17 protein-coding genes are annotated in these 18,387 nt (G+C 67.2%); 12 read left to right on the top strand and 5 right to left on the bottom strand.

Annotated elements, in window-relative coordinates:
• The coding region (locus B2X67_RS16315; protein ID WP_286786125.1) for a TetR/AcrR family transcriptional regulator at positions 1–375 on the bottom strand (375 nt) is incomplete at its 3' end.
• 98 nt (positions 376–473) lie between these two features.
• Entirely contained in the window at positions 474–2,894 is a 2,421-nt protein-coding gene (locus tag B2X67_RS16310; protein ID WP_286786124.1) for a hybrid sensor histidine kinase/response regulator, read from the bottom strand.
• A 188-nt stretch (positions 2,895–3,082) separates the two neighbouring features.
• Here B2X67_RS16310 and B2X67_RS16305 point away from each other — a divergent pair, with 188 nt between their 5' ends.
• From B2X67_RS16305 to B2X67_RS16290, 4 genes are all read left to right on the top strand, one after another.
• A complete protein-coding gene (locus B2X67_RS16305; protein WP_286786123.1) occupies positions 3,083–3,877 on the top strand; it encodes a hydroxymethylpyrimidine/phosphomethylpyrimidine kinase in 795 nt (264 codons plus the stop codon).
• 10 nt (positions 3,878–3,887) lie between these two features.
• Positions 3,888–4,517 carry a thiamine phosphate synthase gene (gene thiE / locus B2X67_RS16300; RefSeq protein WP_286786122.1) on the top strand — a complete coding sequence of 210 codons (630 nt, stop codon included), beginning with the start codon at positions 3,888–3,890 and terminating at the stop codon, positions 4,515–4,517.
• Between the two features lie 56 nt (positions 4,518–4,573).
• Positions 4,574–5,863 carry a glutamate-1-semialdehyde 2,1-aminomutase gene (gene hemL, locus B2X67_RS16295; protein ID WP_282341884.1) on the top strand — a complete coding sequence of 430 codons (1,290 nt, stop codon included), beginning with the start codon at positions 4,574–4,576 and terminating at the stop codon, positions 5,861–5,863.
• 116 nt (positions 5,864–5,979) lie between these two features.
• Positions 5,980–6,531 (top strand): tetratricopeptide repeat protein, encoded by a 552-nt coding sequence (locus B2X67_RS16290; RefSeq protein ID WP_282341886.1) that lies wholly within the window; start codon positions 5,980–5,982, stop codon positions 6,529–6,531.
• 33 nt (positions 6,532–6,564) lie between these two features.
• Here B2X67_RS16290 and B2X67_RS16285 read toward each other — a convergent pair whose 3' ends face one another.
• Positions 6,565–6,891: a DUF1820 family protein gene (locus B2X67_RS16285; protein ID WP_090226002.1), complete on the bottom strand. Its 327-nt coding sequence runs from the start codon at positions 6,889–6,891 to the stop codon at positions 6,565–6,567.
• Positions 6,892–7,060: 169 nt separating this feature from the next.
• Here B2X67_RS16285 and miaB point away from each other — a divergent pair, with 169 nt between their 5' ends.
• The 5 genes from miaB (at position 7,061) to lnt (ending at position 12,548) form a co-directional block, all read left to right on the top strand.
• Entirely contained in the window at positions 7,061–8,401 is a 1,341-nt protein-coding gene (gene miaB / locus B2X67_RS16280; protein ID WP_282341889.1) for a tRNA (N6-isopentenyl adenosine(37)-C2)-methylthiotransferase MiaB, read from the top strand.
• Positions 8,402–8,547: 146 nt separating this feature from the next.
• Positions 8,548–9,573 (top strand): PhoH family protein, encoded by a 1,026-nt coding sequence (locus tag B2X67_RS16275; protein WP_286786121.1) that lies wholly within the window; start codon positions 8,548–8,550, stop codon positions 9,571–9,573.
• Positions 9,566–10,039, top strand: coding sequence for an rRNA maturation RNase YbeY (gene ybeY / locus B2X67_RS16270; RefSeq protein ID WP_282341892.1), 474 nt, complete (start codon positions 9,566–9,568; stop codon positions 10,037–10,039). The genes B2X67_RS16275 and ybeY overlap by 8 nt, the downstream gene beginning before the upstream one ends.
• Positions 10,040–10,049: 10 nt before the next feature.
• Positions 10,050–10,889, top strand: coding sequence for an HlyC/CorC family transporter (locus B2X67_RS16265; protein ID WP_273230028.1), 840 nt, complete (start codon positions 10,050–10,052; stop codon positions 10,887–10,889).
• A 138-nt stretch (positions 10,890–11,027) separates the two neighbouring features.
• Positions 11,028–12,548 carry an apolipoprotein N-acyltransferase gene (lnt, locus tag B2X67_RS16260; RefSeq protein ID WP_286786120.1) on the top strand — a complete coding sequence of 507 codons (1,521 nt, stop codon included), beginning with the start codon at positions 11,028–11,030 and terminating at the stop codon, positions 12,546–12,548.
• A gap of 78 nt (positions 12,549–12,626) precedes the next feature.
• Here the strand turns inward: lnt and B2X67_RS16255 are convergent, their stop codons facing one another.
• Both B2X67_RS16255 and B2X67_RS16250 read right to left on the bottom strand, forming a co-directional pair.
• Complete coding sequence (locus B2X67_RS16255; protein WP_286786119.1) at positions 12,627–13,400, bottom strand: YdcF family protein; 774 nt, start codon at positions 13,398–13,400, stop codon at positions 12,627–12,629.
• A gap of 26 nt (positions 13,401–13,426) precedes the next feature.
• Positions 13,427–13,729, bottom strand: coding sequence for a hypothetical protein (locus tag B2X67_RS16250; protein ID WP_286786118.1), 303 nt, complete (start codon positions 13,727–13,729; stop codon positions 13,427–13,429).
• A 295-nt stretch (positions 13,730–14,024) separates the two neighbouring features.
• Here B2X67_RS16250 and leuS point away from each other — a divergent pair, with 295 nt between their 5' ends.
• From leuS to holA, 3 genes are read left to right on the top strand one after another with little or no spacing between them, the layout of a single operon-like run.
• The gene (gene leuS, locus B2X67_RS16245; RefSeq protein WP_286786117.1) at positions 14,025–16,631 is read left to right on the top strand and encodes a leucine--tRNA ligase; all 2,607 of its coding nucleotides are present in this window, start codon (positions 14,025–14,027) and stop codon (positions 16,629–16,631) included.
• Between the two features lie 56 nt (positions 16,632–16,687).
• A complete protein-coding gene (gene lptE, locus B2X67_RS16240) occupies positions 16,688–17,299 on the top strand; it encodes an LPS assembly lipoprotein LptE (protein WP_286786116.1) in 612 nt (203 codons plus the stop codon).
• Between the two features lie 37 nt (positions 17,300–17,336).
• Positions 17,337–18,374 carry a DNA polymerase III subunit delta gene (gene holA, locus B2X67_RS16235; protein ID WP_286786115.1) on the top strand — a complete coding sequence of 346 codons (1,038 nt, stop codon included), beginning with the start codon at positions 17,337–17,339 and terminating at the stop codon, positions 18,372–18,374.
• The last annotated feature ends 13 nt before the right edge of the window (positions 18,375–18,387 follow it).

Here is an 18,387-nt window from a genome sequence, read left to right as displayed (position 1 = left end):
TTGCTCGTCCACCTCCGCCTCCACCGGCTCGGCGATCAGCGCGAAGGCCAGCGAACGGCTGCTCCAGGCCCGCGCGGCGAACTGCCGGACGCCGCGCGCCAGGCGCGCCGCCGGATCGCCCTCGCCGCGCAACACCTCGCGCAGCGCCTCCACCTCGCGACCGCTGGCGCTGGCGAACACCTCCGCCGCCAGCTCGCCCTTGCTGTGGAAATGGCGGTACAGACTGCCGGTGGCGATCCCGACGTCGTCGGCCAGGGCGACCATGGTCAGGCTGGCGAAACCGCCGCCGGCCACCCGACTCAGGGCGCAGTCGAGAATGCGCTGGCGCAGTTGCTCGTCGCGATCCATGCGGGCGGGGGTGGTGCGGTAGGCCATGGGTGGCTCCCGATTGCTTCACAAGAAGTGAACCAGCGTTCAGATGTTTGCGAAAGCGGGAGATCGGCCAAAGCGCAGGCCTTACTCCGCCAAGGCGTTCATCCCGAAGTACGGCAGACGGCGTCGCCGCTGGCCGATTGTTCTTCTGACCGCACCCCGTTGGTTCGGTTGAGCAGCGCACGGCGAAGAAGCCACTGCAGCTCCTCGAAGCGCATCGGTTTGTCCAGGCAATCGTCCATCCCCGCCGCCAGGTAATGCTCGCGGGCAGCGGCCTGCGGCGCGCCGACCATGCCCAGCAGCACCAGCCCGGCGTGCTCCGACCGCTGGCGCAGGCGCCGACAGGTGGCATAGGCGTCATCGCCGGGCGCGGCGCAATCGATCAGCAGCGCATCCACCGGCTCCAGCGCGAGCAGTTCGAAGGCCTGCTCGCCGTTGTCGACGGTGAACACCTGGTAGCCCAGCTTGAGCAGCATGCCGCGCGACACCAGGCGGCTGACCGTGTCCTCTTCTACCAGCAATACCCGGCAGTCGGCCGGACGTCGCGGCGTAACGGCGTCGGCCGCCGTGCCGGTCGTGTGACGGACGCCGGACGCCAGCGGCAGCCTCAGCTCGAAGCGGCTGCCGCGACCCGGCAGGGACTGGTGGCGCAGTTCGCCGCCGAGCAGTCCGGCGAGTTGGCGGCACAACGCCAGGCCGATGCCCAGGCCGCCGTGGGTGCGGGTCAGCGACCCGTCGAGCTGCTTGAAATGCTGGTACAGCGAGCCATCGGACGGCGTGACGAAGCCGATCCCGCTGTCGCTGACGACGAAGCTCAGGTGGCCCGCGGCGTCGCTTTCGCGCGCCACGCGCAGCACCACGCCGCCGCGTACAGTGAACTTGATCGCGTTGTCCAGCAGGTGGCCGAGGCACTGGGCGATCTTCTGCGCGTCGCCCTCGAGCACCTCTTCGAGGCCAGGCTGACGCTCGAGGGAAAAGCGCAGGCCCTTGTCCTCGGCACGCGCCGCGTAGCTTCCGCGCAGCGCCTCGAGCAGCCCGCCGAGGCTGAACGGCTCGCGCACGGCGCGCAGGCGCCCGGCCTGCAGCTCGGTGAGTGCCAGCAGGTCGTCGATCATGCCCAGCAGCGCGCGCGCCGAATCGGCCGCGGTCTTGCGGTAAAGCGCCGATTCGGTGTCCAGCGGCATGGTCTGCAACAGGTCCAGCGAACCGATCACGCCGTTCATCGGCGTGCGCAGCTCATGGGTCAGGGTGGCGAGGAATTCGTCCTTGAGGCGATTGCCCGCCGCCAGCTCGGCGTTGAGCGCCTGCAGTTTCCGCTCGGCCGCCTGCAGGATGCCGGTGCGTTCCTCCTTCAGCGCGTTGATCCGGTCGGCCAGGGCCAGCGACAGCAGGCCGACCTCCAGCGCCGAACCGATCTGGCTGGCGTACATGGTGAAGAAGACGTTGGGCAGGTAGCCGAGCACCATCAGCGTGTTGATCAGTCCGCCGCCGAGGAAGGCGCTCCAGGCCAGGGTGAAATAGCGCGCCACCTGCATCCCGCGCGCCCAGGCCAGCACGCCGGCGGCGAACACCGTGACGGTGAACGCCAACGCCAGCAGCGTGGCCAGGCGCAGGGCGATGGCGTAGCTGCTGCACAGCGACAGCAGCATGACCAGGGCGGCGCTGACCATGAGCACGCGCAGCAGGCGATCGAGCGGCAGCGAATACTGCAGGATACGCAGGAAACGCCGGGCGAACTGGCCGCCGAACAGCGCCGTGGCGCCGATGAAGAACGGCGTGGACGCGTTCGCCCACCAGGGGTTGTCCGGCCAGAGATACTGGATACCGGCGCCGTTCACCGACACCTGATAGAGGCCGAACGAGGCGATGTAGAGGATATAGTAGAGGTAGCTGACGTCGCGGACGCTGAGGAAGATGAACAGGTTGTAGAAGAGCATCACCAGCAGCACGCCGTAGATGATTCCAAGCATGTAGACGCGGCCGGTCTGGCCTTCGAGATAGGCATGCGGCGCCCACAGCGTCAGCGGCGCCTGGATTGAACCCTCGCTTTTCAGCCGCAGGTAGACGCGCATGGGCTGACCGGGCTGCAGGCCGAGGCGGAACAGGTAGTTGTTCTGCTTCAGCTCGCGGCTGGCGAACGGCAGGCCGTCGCCCGTGTGGCGCGCCAGCCGGTAGCGGCCTTCGGCGTCGGCCAGGTAGAGCTGCAGGTCGTCGAGCGGCGGATAGGCCAGTTCCAGCAGCCAGTCGCGCGCATCGCCGGCGCCGTGCGGCTGGTATTCCAGGTCCACGCGCAGCCAGAACGCCGAATGCGAATAACCGGCGTTGAGCACGTCCTGGTCATGCGGGCGGAATTTGCCGTCGAAGGCGGACGAGCTGATCTCTTCGATGCCGACCTCGCCGCGCGGGTCCTCGAAAACCGCCATCGCGCGCCCCAGCGGGACGCTCTCGGTTCGTTCGTCGAAGCTGATCGCCGTTGCCAGGCTCGGCAACAGGCAAAGGATAGAGAGGAGGAGTTGCCGCATACGTCCTGCACAAAACGGCCGGTGACAGGAGCGCTTCCTGGAGGAGCGCAGCCGGCCGATCGGGTGAGAAAGCGGCGAACTGTACCAGTCCGCCGCCGACGGCGCAGGCCCGCGCGCGGGCACTGGACCCTGTCGCGGCAGCCGCCTGGAGGTCCTCCGGCGAGCGTTTAGTGATAAGCTCGCGCACCATGAATATGCCCTCTCGCCCCGTTGTCCTCTGCCTCTCCGGGCATGACCCCAGTGGTGGTGCCGGCCTGCAGGCCGACATCGAAGCCCTGCTCGCCCAAGGCTGCCACGCCGCCCCGACCGTCACTGCGCTGACCGTGCAGAGCACCGTCGATGTCGTCGATTTTCGCGTGCTCGACCGCGAATGGGTGCTCGCCCAGGCGCATGCGGTGATCGCGGATATGCCGGTCGCCGCGGTCAAGCTGGGCATGCTCGGCTCGGTGGAGATGGTCGAAACCGTGCTCGAAGTGATGCGCTCGCTGCCGGGCGTGCCGATGGTCTGCGACCCGGTGCTGCGCGCAGGCGGCGGTGGAACCCTGGGCAAGGACGACGTCGGCTTCGCGATGCGCGAGCGGCTGCTGCCGATCGCCGCCATCGCCACGCCCAACCTCCCCGAAGCGCGCATCCTCGCCGAATTGCCCGACGGCAGCGCCGACGAATGCGCGGAAAAGCTGCTGCCCTATTGCCGCCACCTGCTGATCACCGGTGGCCACGGCGACGAGCAGCAGGTGCACAACCGCCTTTACTCCCGCGACGGTGCCCGCCACAGCTTCACCTGCGAGCGCCTGCCGGGCAGCTACCACGGTTCCGGCTGCACCCTCGCCAGCGCCCTGGCCGGGCGCCTGGCCCTTGGCGAAGACCTCGCCAGCGCGGTGCAGACGGCGTTGACCTACACCTGGCGCACGCTGCGCGACGCCGAAGCGCCGGGCAAGGGCCAGTACGTGCCGCGCCGCCTGCCGCTGGATTTCTGCTCGTGAGCCGGCCGTCATGAAATTGCGCGGCCTCTACGCCATCACCGACAGCCAGTTGCTCGCCGGCGGCAAATTGCTGCCCTACGTCGAAGCGGCGCTCAAGGGCGGCGCACGGCTGCTGCAGTACCGGGACAAATCCAGCGACGACGCCCGCCGCCTGCGCGAAGCCGAGGCGCTGCGCGAACTCTGCGCCCGCCACGGCGCGCAGCTGATCATCAACGACGACGCCGAACTCGCCGCACGCCTGGGCGTCGGCCTGCACCTCGGCCAGGGCGACGGTTCCCTGGCCGCGGCGCGCGCCCTGCTCGGCCGCAAGGCGATCATCGGCGCGACCTGCCATGCGCGCCTCGACCTCGCCGAGCAGGCCATCCGCGAAGGCGCCAGCTACGTCGCCTTCGGTCGTTTCTTCGATTCCAATACCAAGCCGGGCGCACCGGCTGCCAGCCTCGAGCTGCTGGCCCAGGCCCGCCAGCTCGCCGGCCTGCCGATCGTCGCCATCGGCGGCGTGACGCTCGACAACGCCCCCTCGCTGATCGCCCACGGCGCCAACCTGGTGGCGGTGATCCACGCCCTGTTCAGCGCCGAAAACGCCGCGGAAGTCGAGCGTCGCGCCCACGCCTTCAGTGCCTTGTTCGCAACCCCCTGACCATTTCGGCGGATGAGCGACGCTGATCCGCCCGCCGACCTCCGAGAGGCCCCCGCATGTCCCGCTCCGAAACCCTGTTCGCCAACGCCCAGAAACACATCCCCGGCGGCGTCAATTCGCCGGTCCGCGCCTTCAGGAGCGTCGGCGGCACCCCGCTGTTCTTCAAGCACGCCGCCGGCGCCTACGTGATCGACGAGGACGACAAGCGCTACGTCGACTACGTCGGCTCCTGGGGGCCGATGATCCTTGGCCACAGCCATCCGGACGTGCTCGACGCGGTGCGCAGGCAGCTCGAGCACGGCCTCTCCTACGGCGCGCCGACCGCCATGGAAACCGAGATGGCCGACCTCGTCTGCCGCCTGGTGCCGTCGATGGAGATGGTCCGCATGGTCAGCTCCGGGACCGAGGCGACCATGAGCGCGATCCGCCTGGCACGTGGCTTCACCGGCCGCGACAGCATCATCAAGTTCGAAGGCTGCTACCACGGCCACTCCGACAGCCTGCTGGTGAAAGCCGGCTCCGGCCTGCTGACCCAGGGCGTACCGAGTTCGGCAGGCGTTCCGGCCGCCTTCGCCAAACACACGCTGACCCTGCCGTTCAACGACATCGAAGCGGTGAAGACGATGCTCGCCGAGGTCGGCCAGGAGGTCGCCTGCATCATCGTCGAGCCGGTCGCCGGCAACATGAACTGCGTGCCGCCGGCACCCGGCTTCCTCGAAGGCCTGCGCGCGCTGTGCGACGAGCACGGCGTGGTGCTGATCTTCGACGAAGTGATGACCGGCTTCCGCGTCGCCCTCGGCGGTGCCCAGGCGCACTACGGCATCGTTCCGGACCTGACCACCTTCGGCAAGATCATCGGTGGCGGCATGCCGGTCGGCTGCTTCGGCGGCAAGCGCGCGATCATGCAGCGCATCGCCCCGCTCGGCCCGGTGTATCAGGCCGGCACGCTGTCCGGTAATCCGCTGGCGATGGCCGCCGGCCTGACCACCCTGCGGCTGATCCAGCGCGAAGGCTTCCACGCCGAGCTGAGCGAGTACACCAGCCGCATGCTGCAGGGCCTGCAGGACCGCGCCGATGCGGCCGGCATTCCCTTCGTCACTACCCAGGCCGGCGGCATGTTCGGCCTGTACTTCAGCGGCGCCGACGACATCGTCACCTTCGACGACGTGATGGGCAGCGACGTCGAACGCTTCAAGCGCTTCTTCCACCTGATGCTCGACGGCGGCGTTTACCTGGCGCCCAGCGCGTTCGAGGCCGGTTTCACGTCGATCGCCCATGGCGATGCGGAGCTGAAGATCACCCTCGACGCCGCCGAACGCGCGTTCGCCGAATTGAAGAAAAGCTGACACAAAAGCGGGTAAAGGCTTTGTAAGCGAGCTACGGGTTATTCCATAATGAACGTGCCGACACGCTTGTCGGCCGGGCATGGGCCCGTCTCTGCTTCTGAGGCGTTTCGACTCGCATGAACCGCACCGGCCGCGGCCGAATTCTGGGCTGCCTGCTGCTTCTGCTTCCCGCGCTGGCCACGGCGGGGGGCAACTCCCTGCTGATCCCGGCCAACGGGCGCTGCTCGCTGAACACCGCGCCGGAAGACATGCCCGAAGCCCTCGCGGCCTGCCAGCAGGCGGCGCAGAGTGGCGACAGCGAAGCGCAGTTCGAACTCGGCGAGTATTACTACGACGGCCAGCGCGCCCCGCGCGACCTCAAGCAGGCGCTCAACTGGTTCGAGCAGGCATCGCTCAAGGGCCACGCCAACGCGCAGCTGCGTCTGGGCAGCATGTTCTTCCGCGGCGAAGGCGTGCCGGCGAACAACATGCAGGCGTTCATCGTGCTGAAGATGGCGGCGGTGAACGGTTCGGACGAAGCGCTGGATACCGCCGACCTGGTCGCCGCGCAGATGCGTCGCGACGAGCTGGACATCGCCACCCAGGTGCTCGGGCAGATCTTCCGCAACTACCTCACCGACCTGCAGACGGTCGACGGCAACAACTCGCCGTTCGCACCACTTCCGTAGCTCGCCGCGCGGCGGGCGCCCTCGATTGGTCGCTTACTTGTCCGGCATCGGCATGGGGAACGGCATCACGTTGCCGCCACCCTTCGCTTCGCTGATCTTCGGCGTACCGAGACGCTCCACTTCGTCGATGCGGACGATCGCGTGCATCGGCACGAAGCTGCGCACCACGCCCTCGAACTGCGCCTTGAGCTTTTCCTCGCTGGGGTCGACGACCACCTGAGTGCGTTCGCCGAACACGAATTCCTCGATTTCCAGGAAACCCCAGAGATCGCTCTGGAAGATCTGCTTGGCGTACATCTCGTACACCTGGCCCTGGTTGAGGAAAATCACCTTGTAGATCGGGGTATCGCGCTTGCTCATGCTGACGGGGCGGCTCGGGGAGGAGAAACGGGGCGCGCATCGTAGCACAGGCGGCCCGCCTGACTGGCGCGGTGAAATCGAACGCCGCCTCGCCTTCCGCAGCGCTGTAGCCTGATCAAGGCGGCGCCCTTATAATCGCCGGTCATTTTTTAACCACCCTGACGTTGCCATGACCAAGAAGCTCTATATCGAAACCCACGGTTGCCAGATGAACGAGTACGACAGCTCGCGAATGGTCGACCTGCTGGGCGAGCACGAGGCTCTGGAAGTCACGGCGAACCCCGCCGAAGCCGACGTGATCCTGCTCAACACCTGCTCGATTCGCGAGAAGGCCCAGGACAAGGTGTTCTCCCAGCTCGGCCGCTGGCGCGAGCTGAAGCTGGAGAACCCCGGCCTGGTGATCGGCGTCGGCGGCTGCGTGGCCAGCCAGGAGGGCGCGGCGATCCGTGACCGCGCGCCCTATGTCGACGTGGTGTTCGGCCCGCAGACCCTGCACCGCCTGCCGGAAATGATCGATGCCGCGCGCAGCACGCGCACGCCGCAGGTGGACATCTCCTTCCCCGAGATCGAGAAGTTCGACCGCCTGCCCGAGCCGCGCATCGACGGCCCCAGCGCCTTCGTCTCGATCATGGAAGGCTGCAGCAAGTACTGCACCTTCTGCGTGGTGCCCTACACCCGCGGCGAGGAAGTCAGCCGGCCGTTCGACGACGTGCTCGCCGAAGTCATCCACCTCGCCGAGCACGGCGTGCGCGAAGTCACCCTGCTGGGGCAGAACGTCAACGGCTATCGTGGCGAGACCCATGACGGGCGAATCGCCGACTTCGCCGAACTGATCCGCGTGGTCGCCGAGGTCGAGGGCATCGAGCGAATCCGCTACACCACTTCGCACCCGCTGGAATTCTCCGACGCGCTGATCGCCGCCCATGCCGAAGTGCCGGAGCTGGTGAAGTTCGTCCACCTGCCGGTGCAGGCGGGCTCGGATCGCATCCTCGCGGCGATGAAGCGCAACCATACGGCGCTGGAATACAAGTCGCGCATCCGCAAGCTGCGCGCCGCGGTGCCGGACATCTGCATCAGCTCGGACTTCATCATCGGCTTCCCCGGCGAGACTGAGAAGGACTTCGAGCAGACCATGAAACTGGTACAGGACGTCGGTTTCGACTTCTCCTTCTCCTTCGTCTACAGCGCGCGCCCCGGCACGCCGGCCGCCGATCTGCCCGACGATACGCCCGACGAGGTGAAGAAGCAGCGCCTGTCGATCCTGCAGACGCGGATCAGCCAGCAGGGCTTCGAGATCAGCCGGCGGATGGTCGGCAGCACCCAGCGCATCCTCGTCAGCGACTTCTCGAAGAAGGACCCGGGTATGCTCCAGGGGCGTACCGAAAACAACCGCATCGTCAACTTCCGCAGCGCCAACCCGCGGCTGATCGGCCAGTTCGTCGACGTGCATATCGACGACGCGCTGCCGCATTCGCTGCGCGGCAGCCTGATCGAAAACACCGCTCACTGACGCCCGCCGGGTCGAAGCGGCCCGGCGGCCGTGCATCGCCGTCGCGCCACCGGCCCGATGCACGGCCGGGCGGCGGCTTTCACCCTCGCCCGCATGGGGTTATCCTTTCTTCCACCTTCACTGCCTCCGGCGGCCATAAAAAGACATTGAACGCTCCCACCGAACCCCATCGTTTCACCCTCGAACCCTTTGAAGCGCGCCGCTTCGCCAACCTCTGCGGGCAGTTCGACGAGCACTTGCGGCTGATCGAACAGCGCCTCGCCCTGGAAATCCGCAACCGCGGCAACCAGTTCGAGATCGTCGGCAACAGCGAGCGCGCCCGCGCCGCGGAAAATCTGCTGCGCCGCCTGTACCGCGAGACCCAGAGCAGCGAGCTGTCGCCGGACATGGTCCACCTGTTCCTGCAGGAGTCGGGGATGGACGAGCTGGTCAACCCGAGCGCGCAGAACGCCTCCAGCGTCGCGCTGCGCACCAAGAAGGGCATGATCAAACCGCGCGGTGCCAACCAGCAGCGCTACGTGCGTTCGATCCTGGACAACGACATCAACTTCGGCATCGGCCCGGCCGGCACCGGCAAGACCTACCTCGCCGTGGCCTGCGCGGTGGACGCGCTGGAGCGCGAACAGGTGCGTCGCATCCTGTTGGTGCGTCCGGCGGTGGAAGCCGGCGAGAAGCTCGGCTTCCTGCCCGGTGACCTGGCGCAGAAGATCGATCCCTACCTGCGCCCGCTGTACGACGCGCTCTACGAGATGCTCGGCTTCGAGACCGTGGCCAAGCTCATCGAGAAGCAGGTGATCGAGATCGCCCCGCTCGCCTACATGCGCGGACGCACGCTTAACAACAGCTTCATCATCCTCGACGAGAGCCAGAACACCACGCTGGAACAGATGAAGATGTTCCTCACCCGCATCGGTTTCGGCTCCACCGCGGTGATCACCGGCGACATCACCCAGGTCGACCTGCCGCGCGGCACCAAGTCCGGGCTGACCCATGTGATCGAGGTGCTGCGCGACGTGCCGGGCATCAGCTTCACCCACTTCATCTCCAAGGACGTCGTGCGCCACCCGCTGGTGCAGCGCATCGTCGAAGCCTACGACCGCTTCGAGCAGCGCCAGCAGGCGCCTCCTCAACGCGACGACAACGACCCGGGTGCCCGCGCCGACGATGCTTGAACTCGACCTGCAGAACGCCAGCCAGGGCGCTGTTCCCGACGAGGCGGCGCTGCGCCGCTGGTGCGAACTGGCGCTGCGCCAGCGCACCGCTGATTCCGAGCTGACCATCCGCTTGGTCGACGAGGACGAGGGCCACGAACTGAACGCCACCTGGCGGCACAAGGATTACGCGACCAACGTACTGTCCTTTCCCGCCGACATTCCCGAAGGTCCGGGCGGCGAACCGCTGCTGGATATACCGTTGCTCGGCGATCTGGTGATCTGCGTGCCGGTGGTCGAGCGCGAGGCCGCCGAACAGGGCAAGGCCCTCGAAGCCCACTGGGCACACCTGGTGATCCACGGCTGCCTGCACCTGCTGGGCTATGACCATCTGGAAGACGACGAGGCCGAGGAAATGGAATCGTTGGAACGAGAATTGCTCGCCGAGCTGGGTCATCCCGACCCTTATGCCGGCGATGAAAACTGAGCAAGGAAAAATGAGCGAAGACCGATCGAGCAATGGACACAGATCCTGGTTGGAGAAAATTACCCAGGCCTTTGTCCATGAACCGAAGAATCGCCAGGAACTGCTTGAACTCCTGCGCGAAGCCCACCAGAACAACCTGCTCGACAGCGAAGCGCTGTCCATCGTCGAGGGTGCGATCCAGGTTGCCGACCTGCAGGTTCGCGACATCATGGTGCCGCGCTCTCAGGTGATCAGCATCCGCGCCAACCAGTCTCCCGAAGAATTCCTCCCGGCGATCATCGAGGCGGCTCACTCGCGCTACCCGGTGGTCGGCGAGACCCTCGACGACGTGGTCGGCATCCTGCTGGCCAAGGACCTGCTGCCGCTGATCCTCAAGCCGGACCGCGAGAATTTCAACGTCAGGGACATGCTGCGCCCGGCCACCTTCGTTCCCGAATCCAAGCGCCTCAACGTGCTGCTCAAGGAATTCCGCGCCAACCACAACCACATGGCGGTGGTGATCGACGAATACGGCGGGGTCGCCGGCCTGGTGACCATCGAGGACGTGCTGGAGCAGATCGTCGGCGACATCGAGGACGAGCACGACGTCGAGGAAGACAGCTATATCAAGCCGCTGCCCAGCGGCGACTTCCTGATCAAGGCACTGACGCCGATCGAGAACTTCAACGAGTGCTTCCACAGCGCCTTCTCCGACGACGAGTTCGACACCGTCGGCGGCCTGGTGATGAATGCCTTCGGCCATCTCCCCAAGCGCAACGAGATCACCGAGATCGGCGCCTTCCGTTTCCGCATCCTCAATGCCGACAGCCGGCGCATCCACCTGCTGCGCCTGACCCCGCTGGAGCGCTGAGCCCTGGCGGGATGGGTCGAGGCGCCGGCCCCATCCCGCCAGCGGCACACCGGCGCCGCCGGGCGCTGCGCCCGCGCTTTCTCCCCCCTCCCGCTTCCAGTACCCTTGCCCGCCTGAATTTACGTTCAAGGACTCACGATGCGCTGGATCACACGCCCCGGCTGGCCGGGCAACCTGCTGGCCCTGGCCGCGGGCGCCCTCACCCCGCTGGCGTTTGCCCCGTTCGATTTCTGGCCCCTGCAGTTGCTCTGCATCGGCCTGTTCTACCTCGGCCTGCGCGACCTGACGGCGAACGCCGCGTTCCGCCGCGGCTGGTGTTTCGGCCTCGGCCTGTACCTGGCCGGCACCGGCTGGATCTACGTCAGCATCCACGACTACGGCGCCGCCTCCGTGCCGCTGGCCGGCTTCCTCACCGTGGGTTTCTCGGCCTGCGTGGCGCTGTTCTTCGCGCTTCCCGCCTGGCTCTGGGCGCGCTGGCTGCGCCGTAGCGAGGCGCCGCTGGCCGATGCGCTGGCCTTCGCCGCGCTGTGGCTGGCCCTGGAAGCCTTTCGCGGCTGGTTCCTCACCGGCTTCCCCTGGCTGTATGCCGGCTACACCCAGCTGGACGGCCCGCTGTCCGGGTTGGCACCGCTGGGTGGCGTCTGGCTGCTGTCCTTCGTCCTGGCGCTGAGCGCCGCGCTGCTGGTCAACCTGCCGCGCCTGGGCGAACGCCGGGCGTTCTTCGTCGGCGCGCTGGCGTTGTTGCTGGCGCCCTGGCTGGTCGGGCTGCTGCTCAAGGGCCACGCCTGGACCCTCGCCCTGGGCACCCCGCTGCAGGTGGCGGCGGTACAGGGCAACGTCGCCCAGGAGATGAAGTGGGACCGCGAACACCTCAACGCCCAGCTTAAGCTTTACCGCGACCTCAGCGTCGAGGCGCGCCCGGTTGACCTGCTGGTCTGGCCGGAAACCGCGGTGCCGGTGGTCAAGGATTATGCCGAGCCCTACCTGCAGAGCATGGGCCGCTTCGCCGATGAGCGCCGCAGCGCACTGATCACTGGCGTGCCGGTGCGCCAGGCCAATGAACGCGGCGAGCTGCGCTACTACAACGGCATCACCGTGGTCGGCCAGGGCGAAGGCACCTACCTGAAACAGAAGCTGGTGCCGTTCGGCGAGTACGTGCCGCTGCAGGACCTGTTGCGCGGGCTGATCGCCTTCTTCGACCTGCCGATGTCGGACTTCGCCCGCGGCCCGGCCGACCAGGCGCTGCTGCAGGCCAAGGGTTACAGGATCGCCCCGTACATCTGCTACGAAGTGGTCTACCCGGAATTCGCCGCGGGCCTCGCCGCCCGCAGCGACCTGCTGCTCACGGTGAGCAACGACACCTGGTTCGGCCGCTCCATCGGCCCGCTGCAACACCTGCAGATGGCCCGGATGCGCGCCCTCGAGGCCGGCCGATGGATGATCCGCGCGACCAACAACGGGGTCAGCGCGCTGATCGATCCGTTCGGCCGCATCACCGAGCAGGTTCCGCAGTTCCAGCAGGTCGTGCTTTACGGCGAAGTGACGCCGATGCAGGGCCTGACGCCGTACCTGCGCTGGCGTGCCTGGCCGATGGTGATCCTCTGCGGCCTGTTGTTCGGCTGGGCACTGCTGGCCAGCCGCTGGGCGAAGACGCTCTAGCGCGGGCGGATCGGCGCCCTGCGCCGCGGCGCAGGGCGGGTCTACCCCGCGACCCGAGCGTGTCTTGTGGCGATCCGCTCATTGGCGACCGTAGGCCAGCGGGTAGGCCAGCAGGCCGATGGCTTCGTTGAGCAATTGCCCGCTTTGCCACACCGCGGCGCCTTCCGGCAGCCAACCTCCAGTCGGGCGTCCGTTCGGCATCCCCAGGAAACCGGAGGGCGCACCGATCACCTGCAAGCCCTGCTGCTCGAAACTCCAGCGCGCGCGAGGCATGTGCCAGGCCTGGGTCACCAGCACCACGCGGGTGATGCCCTGCTCGCGAAGGAGTTTCGCGGTGAGCAGCGCGTTTTCCCAGGTGGTGCGGCTGGCCGGCTCCTGCCAGCGCACCGGCGTGCCGAAGTCGCGGGCGAGCGAGCCGGCCATCATCTGCGCCTCGCTGAGCGGCTGGCCGTAGGGCGAGCCACCGGACGTCAGCAGAGGCAGCTTCGAGGCTCTCGCCAGTCGCGCGGCGTAGCGCATGCGTTCGATGGCCATCGGCGCCGGCTGGGCGACGCCGCCCCAGGCCGGGTCGTCCGGCACCTGCCCGGCGCCCAGCACCACGATCACCTCGGCCTGCTGCGCCAGCGCCGGCCAGTCGGCTTCCGCCAACGGCTGCTCGTGGCGTTCCAGCCACTGCGCGCCCTTCTCTACCGTGACGGGCAGGCTCATGGCCCAGAGCCCGCCGAAGCCGAGCAACAGGCACAGCGCCGACAGCCGCGGAGCGCGCCGGCGCAGGTACCAGCCGAGCAGCAACAGCAGCAACAGGCCGCCTGGCGGCATCAGCAGTTGTTTGAAGATGTAGCGGATCGACATCGGGCACCTCCTGGGGTGCCCGCAGCCTAACGGGGAAGCACGCGCGGCGAAAGCGGGCCGGGAGCTTGCCCGGACGCGCGCGGGAAACGCGGATCGCCTCCCTCCCGGCCAGACGCGGCGGCGAGCCCCTCGGACAGGCCGCCATGCAGTTCGGGGGCGTGCTGCAGATAGGCTTGAATCAGCGCCATCTCGATCCCCGACAGCCCGCTGATCTCCAACTCGACCGAACTGCGATTGCGGAAGGCGCGGTCGGTTTCCGCCCCTTCCAGCGCCAGCGCGATACGCTGCAGCAGATGCGCGTAGATGTCGCTTTCGTGTTGCGCAGTCATCGTGCCTCCCGGTACCGGAGATCGGCATCCGAGGTATCAGTCTAGGCGCGGCCCGCACCCGCTTCCAGCAGGGCGACAGGCGGACGGGCAATCTGGGTTTCCCACGGTCAAGGCCGGTCATGTATGCTACGGCGTTTCCTGCAAGAGCCTGTTCGGTATCGAAAAGTGCGCAGGCCAGGTACGACGAATGAACGGATTGGACGCCTCCCGCGGGTCCGTTTTTCATGCTCTGCCCGGACGCCTTCGCCGTCGATCGGAAACCGGCTCCCCGCCCTCATCTCCAGCGCCAGTAGCCATGCACGAACAGTATCAGCCCCGCGAAATCGAAGCCGCCGCGCAATCCTTCTGGGATCAGAACCAGTCCTTCCTCGCCACCATGAAGCCCGGCCAGGAGAAGTTCTACTGCCTGTCGATGTTCCCCTACCCCAGCGGCAAGCTGCACATGGGGCACGTGCGCAACTACACCATCGGCGACGTGATCGCCCGCTACCAGCGCATGCAGGGCAAGAACGTCCTGCAACCGATGGGCTGGGACGCCTTCGGCATGCCGGCCGAGAACGCGGCGATGAAGAACAACGTCGCGCCGGCGCAGTGGACCTACGACAACATCGCCTACATGAAGACCCAGCTGAAGAGCCTGGGCCTGGCGATCGACTGGTCGCGCGAAGTCACCACCTGCAAGCCGGACTACTACCGCTGGGAACAGTGGCTGTTCACCCAGCTGTTCGAGAAAGGGATCATCTACCGCAAGAACGGCACGGTGAACTGGGACCCGGTCGACCAGACCGTACTGGCCAACGAGCAGGTCATCGACGGTCGCGGCTGGCGTTCGGGCGCGCTGATCGAGAAGCGCGAAATCCCGATGTACTACTTCAAGATCACCGCCTACGCGGATGAACTGCTGAGCAGCCTCGACGACCTTCCCGGCTGGCCGGAACAGGTCAAGACCATGCAGCGCAACTGGATCGGCAAGTCGCGCGGCATGGAAGTCAGCTTCCCCTACGACGTCGCCAGCATCGGCAGCGAAGGCGCACTGAAGGTCTTCACCACCCGCGCCGACACGCTGATGGGCGCCACCTACGTCGCGGTCGCCGCCGAACATCCGCTGGCGACCCTGGCCGCCCAGGGCGATGCCGAGCTGCAGGCGTTCATCGACGAATGCAAACGCGGCGGCGTGGCCGAGGCCGATATCGCCACCCAGGAAAAGAAAGGCTATGCCACCCGCCTGCGCGTACAGCACCCGCTGACCGGCGAGCTGCTCCCGGTGTGGGTCGCCAACTACGTGCTGATGCACTACGGCGACGGCGCGGTGATGGCGGTCCCCGCGCACGACGAGCGCGACTTCGAGTTCGCCAGCAAGTACGGGCTGCCGATCAAGCCGGTGGTGCGCACCTCGGCCGGCGATGAAACGCCAGCGCCCTGGCAGGACGCCTACGGCGAGCACGGCCAACTGATCAATTCCGGGGCCTTCGACGGGCTCGACTTCGCCGGCGCCTTCGATGCCATCGAAGTCGCCCTGCGCGACAAGGGCCTGGGCCAGGCGCGCACGCAGTTCCGCCTGCGCGACTGGGGCATCAGCCGCCAGCGCTACTGGGGCTGCCCGATCCCGATCATCCACAGCGAAGACGGCGACGACATCCCGGTGCCAGCCGACATGCTGCCGGTGGTGCTGCCCGAAGACGTGGTGCCGGACGGAGCCGGTTCGCCGCTGGCGCGCCTGCCCTCGTTCTACGAAACCACCGACCCGCGCACCGGTAAGCCGGCGCGCCGCGAAACCGACACGATGGACACCTTCGTCGAGTCGTCCTGGTACTTCGCCCGCTATGCCTCGCCGAATTTCACCGGCGGCATGCTGGACAAGGAAGAAGCCAACTACTGGCTGCCGGTCGACCAGTACATCGGCGGCATCGAGCACGCCATCCTGCACCTGCTCTACGCGCGCTTCTTCCACAAACTGATGCGCGACCAGGGGCTGATCGACTCCAGCGAGCCGTTCGAGAACCTGCTGACCCAGGGCATGGTGGTCGCCGAGACCTACTACCGCGTGCTCGCCAACGGCGGCAAGGACTGGTTCAACCCGGCCGACGTCGAAGTCGAGCGCGATGCCAAGGCCAAGGTCATCGGCGCCAAGCTGAAGAGCGACGGCCAGCCGGTGGAAATCGGCGGCGTCGAGAAGATGTCCAAGTCGAAGAACAACGGTGTCGATCCGCAATCTATGATCGACGCCTACGGTGCCGACACCTGTCGCCTGTTCATGATGTTCGCCTCGCCGCCGGACATGAGCCTGGAATGGTCCGACTCCGGCGTTGAAGGCGCCAGCCGCTTCCTGCGCCGCGTCTGGCGCCTGGCCCACGCGCACGTCACCGGCGGTCTGCCGGGCGCGCTGGATGTGGCCAGCCTGAACGACGCGCAGAAGGAGGTCCGCCGCGCCATTCACCTGGCGATCCGCCAGGCCAGCCAGGACGTCGGCCAGCATCACAAATTCAACACCGCCATCGCCCAGGTGATGACGCTGATGAACGTGCTGGAAAAAGCCGCCCAGGACAGCGACCAGGATCGCGCGCTGCTGCACGAGGGCCTCGAGACCGTGACTCTGCTGCTGGCGCCGATCACGCCGCACATCTGCCATGAACTCTGGAACCGGCTGGGCCACGATGGCGCGGTGATCGACGCGAAATGGCCGGCGCTGGACGAGTCCGCGCTGGTTCAGGACAGCCTGCAACTGGTCATCCAGGTCAACGGCAAGCTGCGCGGACAGATCGAGATGCCGGCCAGCGCCGGTCGCGAGGAAATCGAAGCGGCGGCGCGGCAGAACGAGAACGTCCTGCGCTTCACCGAAGGGCTGACGATCCGCAAGGTGATCGTGGTTCCGGGTAAATTGGTCAACATCGTCGCCAACTGAACACCATCCGGCGCCGACCAGAAGGCGCCGGAATGCCTGCCAAGGGGATAGAAGAAATGCTCAAACGGAACCTGCTGCTCGTCGGCCTGACCTTGCTCCTGAGTGCCTGCGGCTTCCAGCTGCGCGGCACCGGCGACACCCAGTTCGCCCTCAAGGAACTCGACCTGCAGGCGCGCGATGCCTACGGCGAGGTCGCCAAGCAGCTCACCGCCCTGCTGGAACGCAGCGACGTGAAGGTCTACCAGGGCGCGCCCTACAAGCTGATCATCGCCCGCGAGGAAGAGAAGCAGCGTACCGCCAGCTACACCAGCTCCGCGCGCAGTGCCGAGTACGAAATCAGCCGCACGCTGCACTACCAGATCCGCGCCGGCAAGGACCTGGTCCTGCTCGAGGACAGCGTCGAAGTCCAGCAGACCTACGTGCACGACCAGAACAACCTGATCGGCTCCAGCCAGGAAGGCCAGCAACTGCGCGCCGAGATGACCCGTGAGCTGGTTCAGCAACTGGCCCTGCGCCTGCAACTGCTCAGCCCGGATCGCCTGGCCCAAATGCAGGAAACCGCCGAAGCCCGTGCCCGCGCCGAAGCCGAAGCGGCGGAAGCCGAACGCCGCGCGCGCGCCGCGGTGCCGCAGCAGTCGCCGATCGAACTGCCGATCCCGACCAAGTGATCGCCACGGGCCGCCTCGGCGGCCCGATTCCCTTCCGATGAAACTCAACGTCGCCCAACTCGGCAAGCACCTGCAGGGCAGCCTCGCCCCGGTGTACGTGGTCAGCGGCGACGATCCGCTGCTGTGCCAGGAAGCCTGCGACGCGATCCGCGCCGCCGCCCGCCGCGAAGCCTTCGGCGAACGCCAGGTGTTCCATGCCGACGCCAATTTCGACTGGGGCCTGCTCTACGAAGCCGGCGCCAGCCTCTCGCTGTTCGCCGAACGGCGCCTGATCGAGCTGCGCATTCCCTCCGGCAAGCCGGGCGACAAGGGCGCCGCCGCGCTGATCGAATACCTGGGTCGCCCCGCCGAGGACACCCTGCTGCTGGTCAGCCTGCCCAAGCTCGATGGCAGCACGCAGAAGACCAAGTGGGCCAAGGCCATCATCGAAGGGCCACAGGCGCAGTTCGTGCAGATCTGGCCGGTGGACGCCGCGCAGTTGCCGCAATGGATTCGCCAGCGCCTGGCGCAGGCCGGCCTGAGCGCCAGCCAGGAAGCCGTGGAGCTGATCGCCGCGCGGGTGGAGGGCAACCTGCTTGCCGCCGCCCAGGAGATCGAGAAACTCAAGCTGATCGCCGAGGGCGAGCAGATCGACGTCGAGACCGTGCAGGCCGCCGTGGCCGACAGCGCCCGTTTCGATGTCTTCGGGCTGATCGACGCCGCTCTCAACGGCGAATCCGCGCACGCCCTGCGCATGCTCGAAGGCCTGCGTGGCGAGGGCGTGGAAACCCCGGTGATCCTCTGGGCGCTGGCCCGCGAGCTGCGCCTGCTGGCCAACCTGTCACGCCAGCAAGCCCAGGGCATCCCGCTCGACCGCGCCTTCAGCCAGGCACGACCGCCGGTCTGGGACAAGCGCAAACCGCTGATGACCCGGGCCCTGCAACGGCACTCCGCAGCGCGCTGGCAACAGCTGTTGGGCGACGCCCAGCGCATCGATGCGCAGATCAAGGGCCAGGCCGAGGGCTCGCCGTGGAACGGCCTGGCGCTGCTCTGCCTGCAACTGTCCGGCAAGCGGCTGAGCCTTCCCAACCACTGAGCATCTGGACTTC

This window comes from Pseudomonas sp. UBA3153, assembly GCF_002364635.1.
GTDB classification, from domain to species: Bacteria; Pseudomonadota; Gammaproteobacteria; order Pseudomonadales; family Pseudomonadaceae; genus Pseudomonas_O; species Pseudomonas_O kuykendallii.
This window is presented reverse-complemented; position numbering and strand designations above follow the sequence as displayed.